Raw genomic sequence first — 15,848 nt, 5'->3', positions numbered from 1 at the left:
AGGCTTCATGTCCTATACCACTATGTTGGTTTTAGACTTAGACTAAAAAATCTATATTACTTTTTACTCTTTATAAATTACTCTGATTAGAGTAAGGTAAAACTGAAGGTTAGAATACCGAAGGAGGAATATGCAGAATCATGATTAAAGAAGTCATTCCTGTTAACGAAATCACCAATTTCCAATCACGTTCAGAAGAATTTTTCCCTATTGAATGGTATAAAGAAATGCTGCATCATCACCCTGTTTATTATCATGAAAAAACAGATACTTGGAATGTGTTTAAATATGAGGATGTTAAACAGGTGTTAAGCAATTATGAAGTCTTTTCAAGTGAAGGGTCTAGAACAACGATTTTTGTTGGCGCTAATCACAAACAAGAAGGACATTCTCCTATAAACCTTACAAATTTGGACCCTCCTCAACATAGGAAAAGTCGCTCTTTGTTAGCAGCAGCCTTCACTCCCCGCAGTTTAAAAAACTGGGAACCGCGTATTCAACAAATTGCATTCGAACTTGTAGAAGACATCCAGGAAAACTCTACCGTAAATATTGTAGAAGCCTTGGCAGCTCCTTTGCCTAGTCTAGTGATCGCTGATTTATTTGGAGTACCCATACAAGACAGGGATCAGTTCAAAAAATGGGTGGATATCCTTTTCCAACCTTATGACAAAGAAAGACTGGAGGACATTGAACGTCAAAAACAGCTTGCTGCAAAGGAATATTTCCAATATCTCTACCCTATTGTGCTTCAAAAACGTTTAAATCTATCTGATGATATTATTTCCGACTTAATCAGAGCTGAGGTAGATGGTGAACGATTTACAGATGATGAGATTGTGCAGGTGACAATGCTGCTTTTAGGTGCAGGTGTCGAAACAACCAGCCATGCAATCGCCAATACATTCTATTCATTGCTTTATGATGATGAGTCTATATACGGAGAACTAAGAAATAATCTGGAACTCGTGCCAAACGCAGTCGAAGAAATGCTTCGATATCGTTTCCATATGTCAAGAAGAGATCGTACGGTTAAACAAGACAATGATTTATTAGGCATTGAGTTGAAAAAGGGAGCTGTCGTCATTGCGTGGATGAGTGCATGTAATATGGATGGAACGATGTTTGATGATCCTTTCTCTTTAGACATCCATCGTTCAAACAATAAAAAGCATCTGACATTCGGAAATGGTCCGCATTTCTGTTTAGGTGCACCACTTGCACGATTAGAAATGAACATTGCACTGGAAGCATTCTTAAAAAGGTTTTCCCGCATCGAACCAGTTGAAGGTTTTGAATTAGAAAACCATTTAACTGCTTCAGCTACTGGACAGTCTTTAACTGACCTGCCGATGAAGGTTTATAAATAAGATGAATAGAGAAGGACAAAATGGTCACAACGATATGCCGTGACCATTTTGTCCTTTATTTAAAGCCTAAGAGACTAGCTAAAGCCTATTCTATTGTTTTACAATCATGACTCCATAAGCTTCTAATGACGTTTTCCCGTTTAATTCTTTGCCTGTTAACAGGTCTGTGCCTTCACTGATCTCGACTTCTACTGTTGATGCATTGTGGTTCATGACAAACAAGTAAGAGAAGCCATCCTTTCTTCTCTCTGTCACTTCCACCCCTTTTGGAACATCAAGTACCGGTTTAATTTTCTTTTCCTCACAAACCGTTTTGACAAAGTCTGTTAAAAACGCTGTGTCAGGGCATGTTCCTACGTAATACGCTTTTCCTTTCCCATAGGAATTACATGTAATCACCGGGGTACCGGCATAAAAATCAGAGCCATATTCAGCCAGCACTTCTGCACCCTCGGAATGGATAATATCAAACAACAATCTGCACTCATAGCTGCCGGTTAGATTGCCTGTTTCTTTTTTGACAACAATTTGATTCTTTTCTTCAGGCGGCAGGGCATCGATTTCCTCAACCCAAATACCAAGAAGATCCCGCAATTCTCCTGGATAACCGCCAACGGTGACAAGATCATGCTCATTCACGATTCCGCTAAAGAACGTTGTCACAAACGTTCCTCCATTTTGCACAAATTCTTTAATCCTTTTGGCATACCCTGATTTCACCATATATAACACTGGGGCAAACACGATTTCATACTTGCATAAATCCTCATCAACACCAATCATGTCAACCGCGATATTATCTCCAAATAAGGCGGCGTAGTATTTGTGAACTTCATTGACATAATCCAATGCCTTTGATGGACCGCTTGATAATTCCGTTGCCCAGCGGTTTTCCCAGTCAAACACGATCGCTACTTTAGCTTGTACCCGTGAATCAAGCAAAGTATCGGAAAGGTTCGCCAGCTCCTTGCCGAGTGCGGCTGTTTCCCTAAACACTCTTGTATGCTCATGGCCAACATGTTCGATCACGGCTCCATGGTATTTTTCACAGGCACCTACTGATCTTCTTAATTGGAAAAACATGACCGTATCCGCACCACGAGCCACTGCTTGATAGCTCCATAAGCGCATCACACCGGGGCGTTTCAACGAATTATATGGCTGCCAATTTTGCTGGCTCGGCGTCTGCTCCATTAGCATAAAGGGCTGGCCGCTTTTCAAGCCCCTCATAAGATCATGCCTCATCGCCGTAAAGCTCTCAGGCGTGTCATACGCAGGATAGTTATCCCATGAAACAACATCCATTTCTTTGCCCCATTTAAAATAATCGAGCTCTTTATAAGTACCCATTAAATTCGTTGTTATTGGGATATCAGGCGTATGCTTTTTCAAGACATCCCGCTCAAGCTTAAAGCATTCTAGTAAGCTATCAGACTGAAAAATTCGATAATCTAACGAGATTCCTTGAAAACTAGTCGAATCCCCATTCCACTCTTCACTTAATGTATTTGGAGGAACAATTTCATCCCACTCATAAAACGTATGGCCCCAAAAGCACGTGTTCCATGCTTTATTCAAGCTCTCTAAGCTTCCGTATTTCTCTTGAAGCCATTTTCTAAAACTCTCAGCACAGTTCTCACAATAACAGTATCCGCCATATTCATTGGACACATGCCAAATTAATACTCCTGGATGATCCTTATACCTTTCACCTAATCGGTCTGCCATCCGTTCCGCATACTTTCGATAAGTTGGGCTGTTCGGACAGGAATTATGTCTCCCGCCAAACTTACGCTTTCTGCCTTGGTAATCAACTCTCAGTACGTCTGGATATTTTTTGGCCATCCAAGCGGGATGTGCTGCAGTGCTAGTTGCCAGACAAGTATAAATTCCATTTTGATATAAACGGTTAATTTGCTCATCCAGCCATGTAAGATCGTATGTTTCTTCATCAGGCTGATTTAATGCCCAAGAAAAAACATTTAATGTTGCCACATCAATCCCTGCAAGTTTAAACATTCGGACATCCTCATCCCAGTCCTCTTTTTCCCACTGCTCTGGATTATAATCTCCGCCATACCAAATTGTTGGAAGTTTTTCGTTAATCATATCCCATCACCTTTTTCCTTTATATCATTATAATCCCATTGTATACGATTACAAAGTGTGATTATATATAATATAATGGAAACCGATATAAGAAAAAGGAACTCTTTGAATGAAGATTCCTGGAAGGAAGCGAATCAATGAAAAAGCATTTTCTTATCCCGTTAAATGAAAGCAAACTGCCGCTTTTAGCTGAAACAATCGGTTTCAATCCTGCCCAAGAAAATATCACACGCCCAACTGGTTATCCTTATTACCATTGGATTCAAACTGTGAGCGGACAAGGTTCTATCATGTTTCAAAATAAACAGATCAACCTCACGGCCAATAACGGAGTCCTCCTCCTGCCGAACATGGCACATTCATATAAAAATGAACAAAGTGATTCCACTCCATGGAAAACTCTCTATCTAACATTTGGCGGGCTGATGGTAAAAGAGATGTTAATTACACTTGGTCTCTATCAATCGGCTGTTTTTCACTGGGAACAGGAAGCACCGATTTCCACCTTCATTACGAACGTGTTAAAACAAAATGGCGAGGCAACAGATAGCTTTAGTATAAGTGCCTCCTCTAATGTCTATGAATTTCTTCTGCTTTTAAAAAAGTATGGGAAAACCAATAAAAGCAGCTTTAAAGAAACCAATCACTTAGTGACGTTATATTCACTTATTGACTGGATGAAATCCCAACTTTCCAATCCAGATATCGGTCTTGATGAAATGGCTCTCTTTATCCATACATCAAAGCGCCATTTGAATTCATTGTTTCAAAAAAATTTTCATATAACTCCCTATGCCTATTTTGTCAATTTACGAATCCAGCAAGCTAAAAAACTCCTTTTAGAAAACAATTCCGTAACGATCGGCGAAATTGCTCTGCAAGTAGGCTTTCGTTCCACAAGCCATTTTGTCGCGACTTTCAGAAAAATGGTCGGGATTCCTCCTGAAAAGTACCGCCGCCTGAATGGAATATTTTAACAAGAAAAGCTCGTAGCCCATTGAACAATTTACAAGTCTATAAACGATTGGAAGATAACTGTTGTTATGATGACTATTATCATTTAAGGCAAAATGTGTCGTTGACTATGAATATTGTCCATTCTATCAATTGCTCTCTTGAATATAGTGATAGTAAAAAGCAAGGGGGTGAACAGGATGTTTTTTTTGAAAAAAAACAACTCAGAAAATGAAAATGCGAAAGCAAAAGCAGATAGCAAGACAAATGTCGAGAATGATTTAGATAATGAATTAGATAACGATAATGATATTGACGTAAAGGATAAAAACGTTAATAATGCAAAAATCATAAAAAGCGGTAATTCGAAATTGGATCTTAACATTAAAGTAGATAGTGACTCGCGTGCAAGAGTAAAAGCCAAAGCAGATTCAGATCAGGAACAGGACCAAGATCAGGAGCAGGATCAGAATCAGGGAAATCAGGGGATCTTAGGAAATCAGGAAGAGAATTTAGGCCAGCAAAATCAGGGCAGAAACCGTGGTCAAAATCATGGTCAGAAACATGGCAAAGGTAAATTTCGCTGGTTTTAAAAGATAAATAAACTAAGGAATTAAAACTTCTTTTGTTATAAAGGATATTAGCTTTTCGCTAATATCCTTTAAATTAAAATCACTTCATAAGGATAAGAAAAGCGCAAGGCGCTTAGCATTCGGCGACAAGCATAAGGCGAATAGAAATAGAAGGTGTTTTTTACGTTCAATTCCTATTTGACTAGACCCTAGAGCCGATGGCGCCTGGAGCTAGACACTAAAACTAAGTACAAAATTTTATGCTTTCTTAAACATTGAAAAAACGACACCCCAGGTTTATTTACACCTAACAAAAGAAAGAATAATATCTTTCTCTAATCTCTCATAACGCGGCTTATTGCCTTGTCAACTTTTTATTTTATGAACATGTTACATATTCCCGATACACTTAAGTTACTTAATACCTGTAAAACAATTATGTTAAAATAAAGGAATGACTAAAAGTTAAAGAAATACATTATTAGTCTCGTAAAAATGCCATCCAAGTAGTTTAGGAGTGTAATAAATCATGAACAAAAAAGATATTGCACAAATTCGAAAACAATTCAAAATAAATAATGATTTACTCAAAATCACTGACATTTTTAATGTCTATATTATGAAAGAATCTAGTGAGATTTATCATCACCAAAGCCAGCCTTTTGAAATGCTTGACCAGGATCAACAAGAATTATTTATGAATAACTTCAAAAAATTACTTGCCGGCCAATTGGATGAGAAGCTTTTTGAATTAAAGTTTCAACGCGATGTTGCAGGTAGCAGCCAGCTTATTTTGCATCAGGGATTACTTAGCAGTGATGTGGAAGGCTGGAAAGAGCAAATGCTTCAAATTGTAGGTAAAATGCTTAAAGACCGACAATATGAGATGGATATTGTTGTCACATTCATTCGCGGAGAGTATTTAAAGCCAACGAAACGCAAAAATGACGAGGCTGAGGAAAGTGAACGAGATACTGTTTACTCCCATCCCTATATTTTATGTAGTATTAATAATACACAAGAGCCAAAAAAAGAACTGCTTTTTGACTATGTTGAGAAAGAGTTCAAGTATAATTTTGTTGTTGACCCTATCATTAACCTCAATGCTCCAATCGCGGGGTTTCTATTTCCTTGTTTTACGGACAATGCAGCAGATGTTAACCACATTCTCTATTCATCAGGTAAGGTGCATGAGCCTGATCATCAATTTATAGAGGAAGTGTTAAATGGCGAAGAAACGATGACCGCCAAAGATGATAAAATCGTTTTTGAGGAAATTATTAAAGATGTAACAGGAGATCAATTAAATACATCTACTCTCTCCAATGTGTATGAAGAAATTAATCGTATTATCGAAGAAAATGAAGAGGAGGAACAACCAACATTAGACTCCAAGGACGTTGAACGTGTTTTAAAGGTGAGCGGCCTTGAAGAGATAAGTACAGAAAAGATAGAATCAGCCTTCCAAAAAATAATTGATGATGACAAATATGAAATAAAAGCAAGCAGCGTCTTACCAAAATTCACGTCAAAATCGATTAAAATTAACACGAAAATAGCAAACATTTCGATTAGTCCACAGGATTTAAGGTACGTTAAACAAGTTCAATTAAGCGGTAAACGTTACCTAATGATTGAAGTGGAAGAAGATACTGTCATCGAAGGTTTTACGATGATTCCAGAAGCCTTTGGTGTGAACAGAGAGGAATAATTTAAGAAATTTTTACCTACTTTAATGTTTCGATTAACGTTATATAAATATCTTTTAAATATCCTACAAATGAAGAAACGCTTATCTTTGGCGGAATACTTACTAACATATGTACGTAATCTTTACATGCTGTTGCTTCATTTATCTCAATACCTTTTCTTTCACATAAGGTTCGGAGTATTTCTCCGATATCTTTTTTGATTTTTCCATATATGACTTTTCTTCTTTACTTTGGGGCAAATACGATGTGATCCTTACAATTCCAAGTTATGTGTGCTAAACTATTAGTATCTTTATTAGACATAAGAACTCCTCCGTATGCTGATATGTTGGTTGGCGAACCAAAAATATTTTAGCACCACGGGGGAGTTTTTTTAATAGCACACTGTAAGCTTTTTGGAACCCTAGGCCAAGCCTAGGGTTTCTTGACTATAATAAAACAAGCTTCATAACTTGTTAGTATGCTCTACCTATTACAATGTGGAGAAAAAAAACGATGTAAGAACTTTATGAACCTACATTTTCAAAAACCATTGGACCATTATCATGTAGACAATCGTTCCCCATGTTGTTGAAAGGAGCATGTTTTTATCCTATTTATACTCCTAAAACCTTTATTTTTTGACACACATATTAGAAATTGCTAATATGATAACAACAAAAAATATTAGTACTTTCTAATATGTAAGGAGGAAATTTATGAGAAATGCTGATATTGATATGAAAGTTAAACTGATTCATGGGTTTTCTAATAAAACAAGGATTCAAATTCTCGAAAGTATTAAAGAGAAAGAAAAAACTGTTTCCCAAATTGTTGAAGAAATCAATGGGAATCAATCAAATATCTCTCAACACCTTGCATGCTTAAAGGGGTGTGGAATTATTGTGGGAAGAAATGAAGGTAAATACTGCTATTACAGATTACGAAATCAAAATATACGGGATTTATTAGCAATGTTTGATGCCGTTCTTGAAGATGTTCAAAATGAAATAGATTGTTGTGAACGTCACATCGATTAGGAGTTGAGGTCAATGGCAGACAAATGCTGTAGTTCAAAAGAAAAAGAACAAATTCCTGTTCAAGATCATAAAAGCTGTTGTAGTAGGAAGGTAGGAAAAACGGAATGGAAAGATGTTAAAGAAACTGAAGGTTGTTGTAGTACTAAATCTTCAATGGTTCCATTAGATAATAAGTCTACGATATCCTCTTGTTGTAGAAGCAAAAGTGAAGAAAATAATACAAGTACGGATAAATCAAGCTGCTGTAGTAGTGAAGTTGAAACAATACCACTGAAAAATATCCCATCTCCTATAGGAGAAAAGGCAGAATATCGAATCCAAGGAATGGATTGTCCTTCTTGTGCTTTAACTATTGAAAAAGGCTTGAATGGATTAACAGGTATTCAAGATGTAAAAGTAAATTACAATACCGCCAAACTTCAAGTAGTAGGTAAGGATATTTCTTCATTAGACCAAATAGAGAGGGTCGTTCAAAACCTTGGTTATGAAATTGAACCGCTTAAACAAAATAAACATATAAAAACATACACGATCGAAGGAATGGACTGTGGAAGTTGTGCTAAAAGCATTGAAAATCATCTTAGTTCCCATCCATCAGTTAAAAACATTAGTGTTAATTTTTCTACTGGAAAAATGAAAATCGAACATTCCAATAGTGTTGAAGATATTATATCTGAAGTTTCTAAAATCGGTTATAAAGCTTCATTACATTCAAAAAAACAGTCGATACAGTCTCACAAAAGTAAAAACGAAAATGGCTTAATTATTGTTTCGGGTGTGTTAATTGCATTTGGCTTTATCGGTTCTTTTACTGGAATTTCTCCCTTTATGTCCACTTTACTATATTCGATAACAATGGTGATAAGTGGTTATAAGCCTGTAAAAAGTGCTTACTATGCTATCAAAAGTCGTTCACTAGATATGAATGTTTTAATGTCTGCTGCAGCTATTGGTGCTGCATTAATAGGGGAATGGCTTGAAGGAGCTACCGTTGTTTGGTTATTTGCCTTGGGTAATTTATTACAAAATAAGTCCATTGAGAAAACAAGGGATTCTATTCGTAATCTAATGGATTTAGCACCTCAAGAAGCTTGGGTAAAAGTTGATTCGGGGATTATTAAGAGACCAGTTGAAGAAATTTCTGTTGGTGATACCATCATTATTAAAGCAGGAGATAAAATACCATTAGACGGTGAAATCACTCAAGGAGAATCAAGCGTCAATCAAGCACCTATTACTGGAGAATCCATACCTGTGGATAAGGAAATCGGTGATACAGTTTATGCAGGTACAATAAATGAAAGTGGTTCGCTTGAGATAAGGGTTACGAAATTAGTTCAAAATACAACATTATCCAAAATCATTCACTTAGTTGAAGAAGCACAAGAACAAAAAGCACCAACAGAAGCATTCGTTGATAAATTTGCTAGTATTTATACACCAATTGTATTTATTTTAGCCTTAATACTAATGATTCTGCCTCCCTTAATTGGGTTTGGTACTTGGGGAGAGTGGTTTTATAAGGGTCTAGAACTACTTGTAGTAGCTTGTCCCTGTGCTTTAGTTATTTCGACTCCTGTTGCAATAGTATCTGCCATAGGAAATGCTGCGAAAAATGGTGTTTTAATTAAAGGTGGAACGTTCTTAGAAACAGCAGGTGCCATTACTGCCTTAGCATTCGATAAAACAGGTACTTTGACTGAAGGAAAGCCAAAGGTATCAGAAATCACCCCATTAAATGGAACAGAAGAAGAATTACTTTCGATAGCATTAACGTTAGAAGATTACTCAACACATCCTATTGCTAAATCAATTGTTGGATACGCTAACGAAAAAGGAATTCAACCTAAAAATGGTGAGTTATTTAAAAGTATTATAGGAAAAGGTGTTCAAGCAACAATTCAAGGAAATATTTTTTACGCAGGTAATCTTAAGCTATTCGAAGAAATGAATGCCTCTTTAGCGGAAGTGAAAAACCATGTTCAAGAATTACAGAACAAGGGTAAAACAGTAGTTATAATCGGGACACAAAATCAAATTTACGGCATTATTGCTGTTTCGGATACAATACGGGTAAATTCAGCATCAGCTTTAAAAGCCTTAAAGCAAAGTGGAGTTAGTCAAACTATCATGTTGACCGGAGATAATGAAGGTACAGCCAAAATGATTGCTTCAGAAGCAAATGTTAAGCGTTATTACGCAGAGTTATTGCCAGAGGATAAAGTAGATTCCATAAAGAAATTGCAAAATGAAGGTCATAAGGTGGCAATGGTTGGAGACGGTATTAATGATGCTCCTGCACTGGCAACAGCAGATTTAGGAATTGCTATGGGTGGTGTTGGAACAGACACTGCAATGGAGACAGCAGATATTGTTTTAATGGCTGATAATCTTGATAAACTGCCTTATACAATGAAATTAAGCAGAAAAGCATTAACAATTATTAAACAAAATATTTGGTTTTCGATTATCATAAAAATCATTGCACTAGTTTTAATCTTCCCTAACTGGCTTACACTTTGGATGGCTGTATTAAGTGATACAGGTGCAGCATTAATTGTTATCTTAAATGCCATTAGGTTATTAAAGTATAAAGAATAGTTACTGATAAATGGAAGGAGGTAAGCAAGCGTATTGGCTTACCTCCTTGTTGTCACATCATTATTAAAATCACCGTTTTATTCATAAAATTGATGCTCATCAATTTTCTTCTTCATTAATACCTCTTCCCCTTTGATTTATTCATACATTGGCATTGTAATGTAATTAAAAAACCAATTGCACTAAAATCATGTAGACAATCGTTCCCCCTGCTATAGAGAGAAGCATGTTTTTCTTCCAAAAATGAAGCATTGCAACTACAGCCACTGCAATAAATTCTGGTATACCATGACTTCCAGATAGTAAACTCACATCCTTAAAACAATAAATGACCAAAAGTCCAATCACCGCTGATGGCAGTACTTTACCGAGATACTGGACATAATTCGGTGTAGGTTTACCTGATGGGAAAATCATGAATGGAAGAAACCTTGTAAGCATTGTCCCTAATACAACCATAGCAATCGTAATAATTTGCTGCGTTATATTCATTGTCATATGGCGCTAACCTCAACTTTCTCCAATGGCTTTCTTAATAAGGTTAGTAACCCCAAAATTGCAATCATAGCAGGGATAATGAAATTGTTTCCGCCAAAAATCATAAGACTGACAATAGAAAGTCCAAGACCTGCAAGAGCACTATGATGCTTTTTCTCTTTCATCCACTGTTCAATAAAAATAACAACAAAGAGCGCAGTCATAACAAAATCAAGCCCTTCTGTGTTGAACTTAACAAGGGAGCCAAAAATCCCGCCAATTGCTGATCCAATGACCCAATAGGAATGATTAAGCAGTGTCACAAAGAACATAAACCAGCCCTTATCCACATTTTGCGGAATATTAACGGTACAGTTGATGGAAAAAGACTCATCGCAAAGTCCAAATATCAGATACAACTTTTTCTTCCCAACCCCCTTATACTTATCCAGCATAGATATACCGTAAAACAAATGCCGTGCATTCACCATTAAAGTTAGAAATAGAGCGTTTATCGGATTAAAAGCAACAAGCAATAAATTGGCTGCCACAAACTCCATTGATCCTGCAAATATTAATAGACTCATCAGTATTGGGTAAATTGCACCAAAACCTAAGGAATTCATAAAGATCCCATAAGCAATTCCCAAGAAGACAAATCCTGCCAAAATCGGCATTGTATATGGAAAGGCCGAACGAAATGCAATCCATATTTGATTTTTGTTTTTCATATGATTCACATCCTGATGTTTTACTTTATATTATTTTTAACACACAAAATCCATACAATAAACAATATAATTGTATGGATTACAATTATTTCTTTTTAATAAAATACCCCCACAATGTTGAAATGGGGCTGATTGATGTGTTTTTTTCTTTAATAACACGGACTCTATTAAATATATTCTTTCAAATCATACAATTTTCGATTAGAATACATACAATAAGGGACATGATTATATGGAATACAAGATTTGAGGTGAAGTATGCCAGTAAATTCATTTGATCATTATCCAATGTCATGGAAACCTGACAAGAAAGCATTAAAACGTCCTTTTTATCAATCTCTTGCCTCATTACTTGAAAAGGATATAATAAATGGATTTTTAGCCCCTAGAACAAAGTTACCTCCGCAAAGAGAATTAGCGGATTTTCTAGACTTAAATTTTACTACTATTACCCGTGCCTACAAAATATGTGAGGTAAAGGGATTAATTTATGCGATTACGGGAAGTGGAACCTTTGTATCTCCAAATGCCGCCCGTTCTATCACCATTTCCACGGATAAAACGGCAAACCTCATTGAACTTGGATTTGCGGCATCTTTTGAGCAAACCAATACACTTGTAAAAGATAGCATTCAAAAGGTTGTGGACAAACGATATTTGGAACAGCTGCTAAATTACAATGATCCGACTGGTATTCCGCATCAAAAAACAGCTGCTCTTAACTGGATGGAATCTTTCGGGATTCACACAGACCAAGAGCATTTAGCCATTGTTTCTGGTGCCCAAAATGCGTTGGCTATTGCCATGGCTGCTTTGTTTGAGCCTGGTAATAGAATTGCAACTGATTTATACACATATTCAAATTTTATTGAGTTGGCAAAAACGTTCCATATTCAGTTAGTCCCCATTCTCGGAGATCAGTATGGGATGTTGCCGGACGAACTTGAAAAGCAGTGTTGTCAAATAAATATTCACGGCATTTTCCTTATGCCCTCTTGTAACAATCCAACCACAGTTATGATTTCAGATTTTCGAAAGCAAGAATTAGCTGAGGTTATTCGTAAGCATCGTTTAATTTTGATTGAGGATGATATACATGCATTCCTGACGGCAGGTATGATCTCTGATTACAAGCAGCCAATGTTCAATTTACTTCCAGAACAGAGCGTTTATATTTGTGGCACCTCTAAATCAATATGTTCTGGATTAAGAGTTGCCTATATGGTCTATGGGGATGCATTACGCGAGAAAATTTTGCAGGCTATTTTTAATATCAATGTAAAAACCTCTTCTTTTGATGCAGAGGTGATCACTGAGCTTATCTTATCAGGGAAGGCTCATGAAATTGTTTCTAAAAAGAAACAGCTTGCACAATCTGCAAATGATATTTATTCAGATTTTTTCCCTTTAAGCAAGAATGTTGGACATCCTCTTAGTTTTTATCGTTGGCTTCCAATACAAGGGATGATCGATTCATTACAGTTAGAAATGGATTTAAAAAGGCAAGGTGTTCGGGTTTTTCATTCCGATCGTTTTCTAAGCGGACAGACTACCCCTGATAAATATTTGCGTATTGCACTTGCTTCTACAAACTCATTAGATGAGTTAAAAATAGGATTAAACATAGTAAAACAGTATCTTGGCTATTGATTAAAAAACCAGATAAAGAACGAAAAGATGCTCTCAAAAAGGGAAACAACCAAAAAACGCTAAGGAAGCCTTTTTGCTTTTAGTCTTGTTCTTGAAACGTCTGTCATCCTTAATACGCAAATGTTAACAACATAAAAACCACTCCCATTTTTTATAGGAAGTGGTTTTTACTATCGATATAAGTTTTTCACATGACGACTTCACTACTCAAGTGAAATTTTTATGATATTACTTTCCCAGTCATGTCCTCATAATCTTTACACATGATTTCCCATGATTTTTCGATATCTTCATCTAATCCAAATAAACCGCTACGACCTACGATATAAATATCAGGACCGGCTGCATCAATTCTTTTAAATGTTTTCCGACTAGATGATCCATCCATTTCAATGACATATTGGTATCCTTTTTCTTCTCGTAATCCTCTTAATGCTACTATTTTATCTAGGGTGCTTTCGATAAAACGTTGCCCAGCAAACCCTGGATCCACTGTCATAATTGTAATTTTATCTACTAATTCAATATAAGGAAAAATCGTTTCAATAGGCGTTTCTGGATTTAATACTACCCCTGCTTTTAATCCAGCATCATGTATTTGATCAATTAATCGAAAAGCCAACCCATCAAGTACTTCTGCATGCATGCAAATCCATTCGCACTTTATATCAACTAATTGTTGAACCCAGAAACTTGGATTCGTTACCATAAGATGGGCGGACAGAGGTAAATCACTTATTTTTCGCACTTCTTGGATAAACCATGGGGATAATGTAATATTGGGAACATAATGCCCATCCATAATATCAATATGATAAGAATCTACATGATTGTTTAAAAAAGTGATTTGTTCTTTAAACTTATCTAAGTCCATTGTCATCAATGATGGCGAAAATTCTACTTTTTTCATACTCTATAAATCCTCCACAAAATCTCGATTTTCTTTAGAAATAATGGTAGGGTTTATCTTCACCCCATCCACTAGCCCTAAAGTATCTATACGTTTAACACTTTCAACATTTGCTGTCTCTTAATAAACCTTATTTAATGCACTAACATTTTTATTAAAAAATTTGAATATCATCTAAATCAATATCCTCTTCTTCAATTTCTACTTGCTCGTCTTCTTTCACATTTTTCTTAATCAAAGCCAAGGCCAACCCTGTTACAAGAACATTCACTAAAATGGCTACAGCTCCTGTCCATGGCTGCGACATAGTAGGTAACATCAATACGCCGCCAAATGGTACAGTTGCATCTGCTCCTAACACCATCGTTGTTGCTCCACCAGCCGCTCCACCAATAGCTACTGCCGTTACACAACGAACAATATCATTCATAACAATCGGAATGACACCTTCAACAATATTAATAACACCCATTGGAACTGCCGATTTCAAAGTCTCAATTTCTGATCGTGTATAGATATTTTTCCTAAACATTTTTGCAATAAAGTAAGCTAACCCAAATCCAATTGGTGTTGCTGTATTTACTAATTGTAAGGCTGTAATGGGTCCATTAATTCCTTCTGCCTGCATTGTCAATACGAAGGCAAATACAGTCTTGTTAATTGGGCCACCAAAGTCAACTCCACTCAATAAGCCTACAACTCCACCAAATACTAACAATGAAGAAGTCCCTAAACTATTTAATGCATTTGTTAATAATGATGTAAAAGCAGCGATAGGGATACCAATAATGTAAACCATGATGAGCCCGCCAATAATGGAGGTGAAAAATGGAACAATTAAAGTTGGCATTAATCCCCTAGCCCAGTTAGGAACTTTAAGATGTTTAATAATAGCTACGGCAAGATAGCCCGATAAAAATCCTCCTAAAATCCCACCAATGAATCCAGCACCAATTGCATTAGCAGTTAAACCAATAATAAAACCTGGAGCGATCCCTGGTTTTCCTGCAATTGAATAAGAAATCCCTGTAGCAATAACGACAGGTAGTAAACCTAAACCAGCACCGCCCATTGTTGCTAAAGCATCCCATATGGAAAACTCACCTTGTACTAATGTACCTTGACTAGCACCTCCAAAACCCATACCAATTGCGATTAAAAAACCTGCTCCACAAACAATTGGAATCAAATATGAAATTGCCGTCAATAAATGACCTTTAAGATTTAATTTTTTTATTCTATTCATTTTTACCCCCCCTATTACTCTACAACTCTTTTAATTACATAAAGCATTTTTCACATCTGCAGCATCTTTCGACTGTAGTATTTTCTCAACGACTTCATCGTTCCCTAATTTCCTTGCAAATAGTGATAATAATTTTAGATGTTGTTGTGCTCCATCATTTTCTTTTCCAACAGCAAAAAGAATGATTCCCTTTACACCTTTCCCGTCGAGTGTCTCCCATGGGATTTCTTCCTGCGTAATCCCAATCGCTACTCCTATTTTTTTTACAGAATGACTATTACCATGTGGAATCGCAATATAATTTCCGATTCCAGTTTGTCCCACTGCTTCCCTGGCATAAATATCTTTTAAAAACGCTTTAATATCTGTAATGTATTCATTTTGCAGCAACACTTCTGCTAATTCTTGAATGGCTTCTTCTTTACTTTTAGCACTCATGTTGGTTTTGATTGTGTTTAAATCTACAATATCTTTGACTTCCATCATTTTCCTCTCCT

13 protein-coding genes and 2 pseudogenes are annotated in these 15,848 nt (G+C 36.3%); 7 read left to right on the top strand and 8 right to left on the bottom strand.

Features of this window, described 5'->3' with window-relative positions; all coding sequences use genetic code 11:
* Positions 1-140 precede the first annotated feature (140 nt).
* Positions 141-1,370 (top strand): cytochrome P450, encoded by a 1,230-nt coding sequence (locus tag ACSVDH_RS01760; RefSeq protein ID WP_439253334.1) that lies wholly within the window; start codon positions 141-143, stop codon positions 1,368-1,370.
* Positions 1,371-1,460: 90 nt separating this feature from the next.
* On the opposite strand, the gene ACSVDH_RS01755 is transcribed toward ACSVDH_RS01760, so the two are convergent.
* Complete coding sequence (locus ACSVDH_RS01755) at positions 1,461-3,479, bottom strand: beta-galactosidase (RefSeq protein WP_439253332.1); 2,019 nt, start codon at positions 3,477-3,479, stop codon at positions 1,461-1,463.
* A 137-nt stretch (positions 3,480-3,616) separates the two neighbouring features.
* Between ACSVDH_RS01755 and ACSVDH_RS01750 the strand changes: the two genes are divergently transcribed.
* The 3 genes from ACSVDH_RS01750 to ACSVDH_RS01740 all read left to right on the top strand — a co-directional run bounded on the left by ACSVDH_RS01750 (position 3,617) and on the right by ACSVDH_RS01740 (position 6,716).
* Entirely contained in the window at positions 3,617-4,456 is an 840-nt protein-coding gene (locus tag ACSVDH_RS01750) for an AraC family transcriptional regulator (RefSeq protein WP_439253331.1), read from the top strand.
* 177 nt (positions 4,457-4,633) lie between these two features.
* Entirely contained in the window at positions 4,634-5,026 is a 393-nt protein-coding gene (locus tag ACSVDH_RS01745; RefSeq protein ID WP_439253330.1) for a hypothetical protein, read from the top strand.
* Between the two features lie 508 nt (positions 5,027-5,534).
* Positions 5,535-6,716 (top strand): DUF4317 domain-containing protein, encoded by a 1,182-nt coding sequence (locus ACSVDH_RS01740; RefSeq protein WP_439253329.1) that lies wholly within the window; start codon positions 5,535-5,537, stop codon positions 6,714-6,716.
* Positions 6,717-6,768: 52 nt separating this feature from the next.
* On the opposite strand, the pseudogene tnpA reads toward ACSVDH_RS01740, so the two are convergent.
* A pseudogene (gene tnpA / locus ACSVDH_RS01735) lies at positions 6,769-7,020 on the bottom strand (IS200/IS605 family transposase); the annotation flags it as partial.
* Positions 7,021-7,415: 395 nt separating this feature from the next.
* Here tnpA and ACSVDH_RS01730 point away from each other — a divergent pair.
* Together ACSVDH_RS01730 and ACSVDH_RS01725 are read left to right on the top strand one after the other, a co-directional pair.
* A complete protein-coding gene (locus ACSVDH_RS01730) occupies positions 7,416-7,736 on the top strand; it encodes an ArsR/SmtB family transcription factor (RefSeq protein WP_439253328.1) in 321 nt (106 codons plus the stop codon).
* A 12-nt stretch (positions 7,737-7,748) separates the two neighbouring features.
* A complete protein-coding gene (locus ACSVDH_RS01725; RefSeq protein WP_439253327.1) occupies positions 7,749-10,337 on the top strand; it encodes a heavy metal translocating P-type ATPase in 2,589 nt (862 codons plus the stop codon).
* Between the two features lie 165 nt (positions 10,338-10,502).
* Here the strand turns inward: ACSVDH_RS01725 and ACSVDH_RS01720 are convergent, their stop codons facing one another.
* The gene (locus ACSVDH_RS01720; protein WP_439253325.1) at positions 10,503-10,835 is read right to left on the bottom strand and encodes a branched-chain amino acid transport AzlD family protein; all 333 of its coding nucleotides are present in this window, start codon (positions 10,833-10,835) and stop codon (positions 10,503-10,505) included.
* On the bottom strand, positions 10,832-11,545 hold the full coding sequence (azlC, locus tag ACSVDH_RS01715) for an azaleucine resistance protein AzlC (protein ID WP_299094245.1): 714 nt from the start codon (positions 11,543-11,545) through the stop codon (positions 10,832-10,834). The genes ACSVDH_RS01720 and azlC overlap by 4 nt, the downstream gene beginning before the upstream one ends.
* A gap of 258 nt (positions 11,546-11,803) precedes the next feature.
* Here azlC and ACSVDH_RS01710 point away from each other — a divergent pair, with 258 nt between their 5' ends.
* Positions 11,804-13,195, top strand: coding sequence for an aminotransferase-like domain-containing protein (locus ACSVDH_RS01710; RefSeq protein ID WP_439253323.1), 1,392 nt, complete (start codon positions 11,804-11,806; stop codon positions 13,193-13,195).
* A gap of 220 nt (positions 13,196-13,415) precedes the next feature.
* On the opposite strand, the gene alsE is transcribed toward ACSVDH_RS01710, so the two are convergent.
* The 4 genes and pseudogenes from alsE to ACSVDH_RS01690 form a co-directional block, all read right to left on the bottom strand.
* Entirely contained in the window at positions 13,416-14,105 is a 690-nt protein-coding gene (gene alsE, locus ACSVDH_RS01705; RefSeq protein WP_299094243.1) for a D-allulose 6-phosphate 3-epimerase, read from the bottom strand.
* 12 nt (positions 14,106-14,117) lie between these two features.
* Positions 14,118-14,195, bottom strand: a pseudogene (locus tag ACSVDH_RS01700) (fructose-6-phosphate aldolase); the annotation flags it as partial.
* 64 nt (positions 14,196-14,259) lie between these two features.
* Complete coding sequence (locus ACSVDH_RS01695; RefSeq protein WP_439253321.1) at positions 14,260-15,351, bottom strand: PTS fructose transporter subunit IIC; 1,092 nt, start codon at positions 15,349-15,351, stop codon at positions 14,260-14,262.
* A 30-nt stretch (positions 15,352-15,381) separates the two neighbouring features.
* A complete protein-coding gene (locus ACSVDH_RS01690; RefSeq protein WP_439253320.1) occupies positions 15,382-15,834 on the bottom strand; it encodes a PTS sugar transporter subunit IIA in 453 nt (150 codons plus the stop codon).
* Between the last annotated feature and the right edge of the window lie 14 nt (positions 15,835-15,848).

The organism is Metabacillus sp. Hm71 (assembly GCF_051842955.2).
Lineage (GTDB): Bacteria > Bacillota > Bacilli > Bacillales > Bacillaceae > Metabacillus.
Note: the sequence above shows the minus strand (reverse complement) of the source record. Positions and strands in the feature narration are given on the sequence as shown.

Bases quoted from the DNA above. Each gene is read 5' to 3' on its own strand.
- ACSVDH_RS01760 (WP_439253334.1), top strand. From the start codon at position 141: ATGATTAAAGAAGTCATTCCTGTTAACGAAATCACCAATTTCCAATCA.
- ACSVDH_RS01755 (WP_439253332.1), bottom strand. From the start codon at position 3,479: ATGATTAACGAAAAACTTCCAACAATTTGGTATGGCGGAGATTATAAT.
- ACSVDH_RS01750 (WP_439253331.1), top strand. From the start codon at position 3,617: ATGAAAAAGCATTTTCTTATCCCGTTAAATGAAAGCAAACTGCCGCTT.
- ACSVDH_RS01745 (WP_439253330.1), top strand. From the start codon at position 4,634: ATGTTTTTTTTGAAAAAAAACAACTCAGAAAATGAAAATGCGAAAGCA.
- ACSVDH_RS01740 (WP_439253329.1), top strand. From the start codon at position 5,535: ATGAACAAAAAAGATATTGCACAAATTCGAAAACAATTCAAAATAAAT.
- ACSVDH_RS01730 (WP_439253328.1), top strand. From the start codon at position 7,416: ATGAGAAATGCTGATATTGATATGAAAGTTAAACTGATTCATGGGTTT.
- ACSVDH_RS01725 (WP_439253327.1), top strand. From the start codon at position 7,749: ATGGCAGACAAATGCTGTAGTTCAAAAGAAAAAGAACAAATTCCTGTT.
- ACSVDH_RS01720 (WP_439253325.1), bottom strand. From the start codon at position 10,835: ATGACAATGAATATAACGCAGCAAATTATTACGATTGCTATGGTTGTA.
- azlC (WP_299094245.1), bottom strand. From the start codon at position 11,545: ATGAAAAACAAAAATCAAATATGGATTGCATTTCGTTCGGCCTTTCCA.
- ACSVDH_RS01710 (WP_439253323.1), top strand. From the start codon at position 11,804: ATGCCAGTAAATTCATTTGATCATTATCCAATGTCATGGAAACCTGAC.
- alsE (WP_299094243.1), bottom strand. From the start codon at position 14,105: ATGAAAAAAGTAGAATTTTCGCCATCATTGATGACAATGGACTTAGAT.
- ACSVDH_RS01695 (WP_439253321.1), bottom strand. From the start codon at position 15,351: ATGAATAGAATAAAAAAATTAAATCTTAAAGGTCATTTATTGACGGCA.
- ACSVDH_RS01690 (WP_439253320.1), bottom strand. From the start codon at position 15,834: ATGGAAGTCAAAGATATTGTAGATTTAAACACAATCAAAACCAACATG.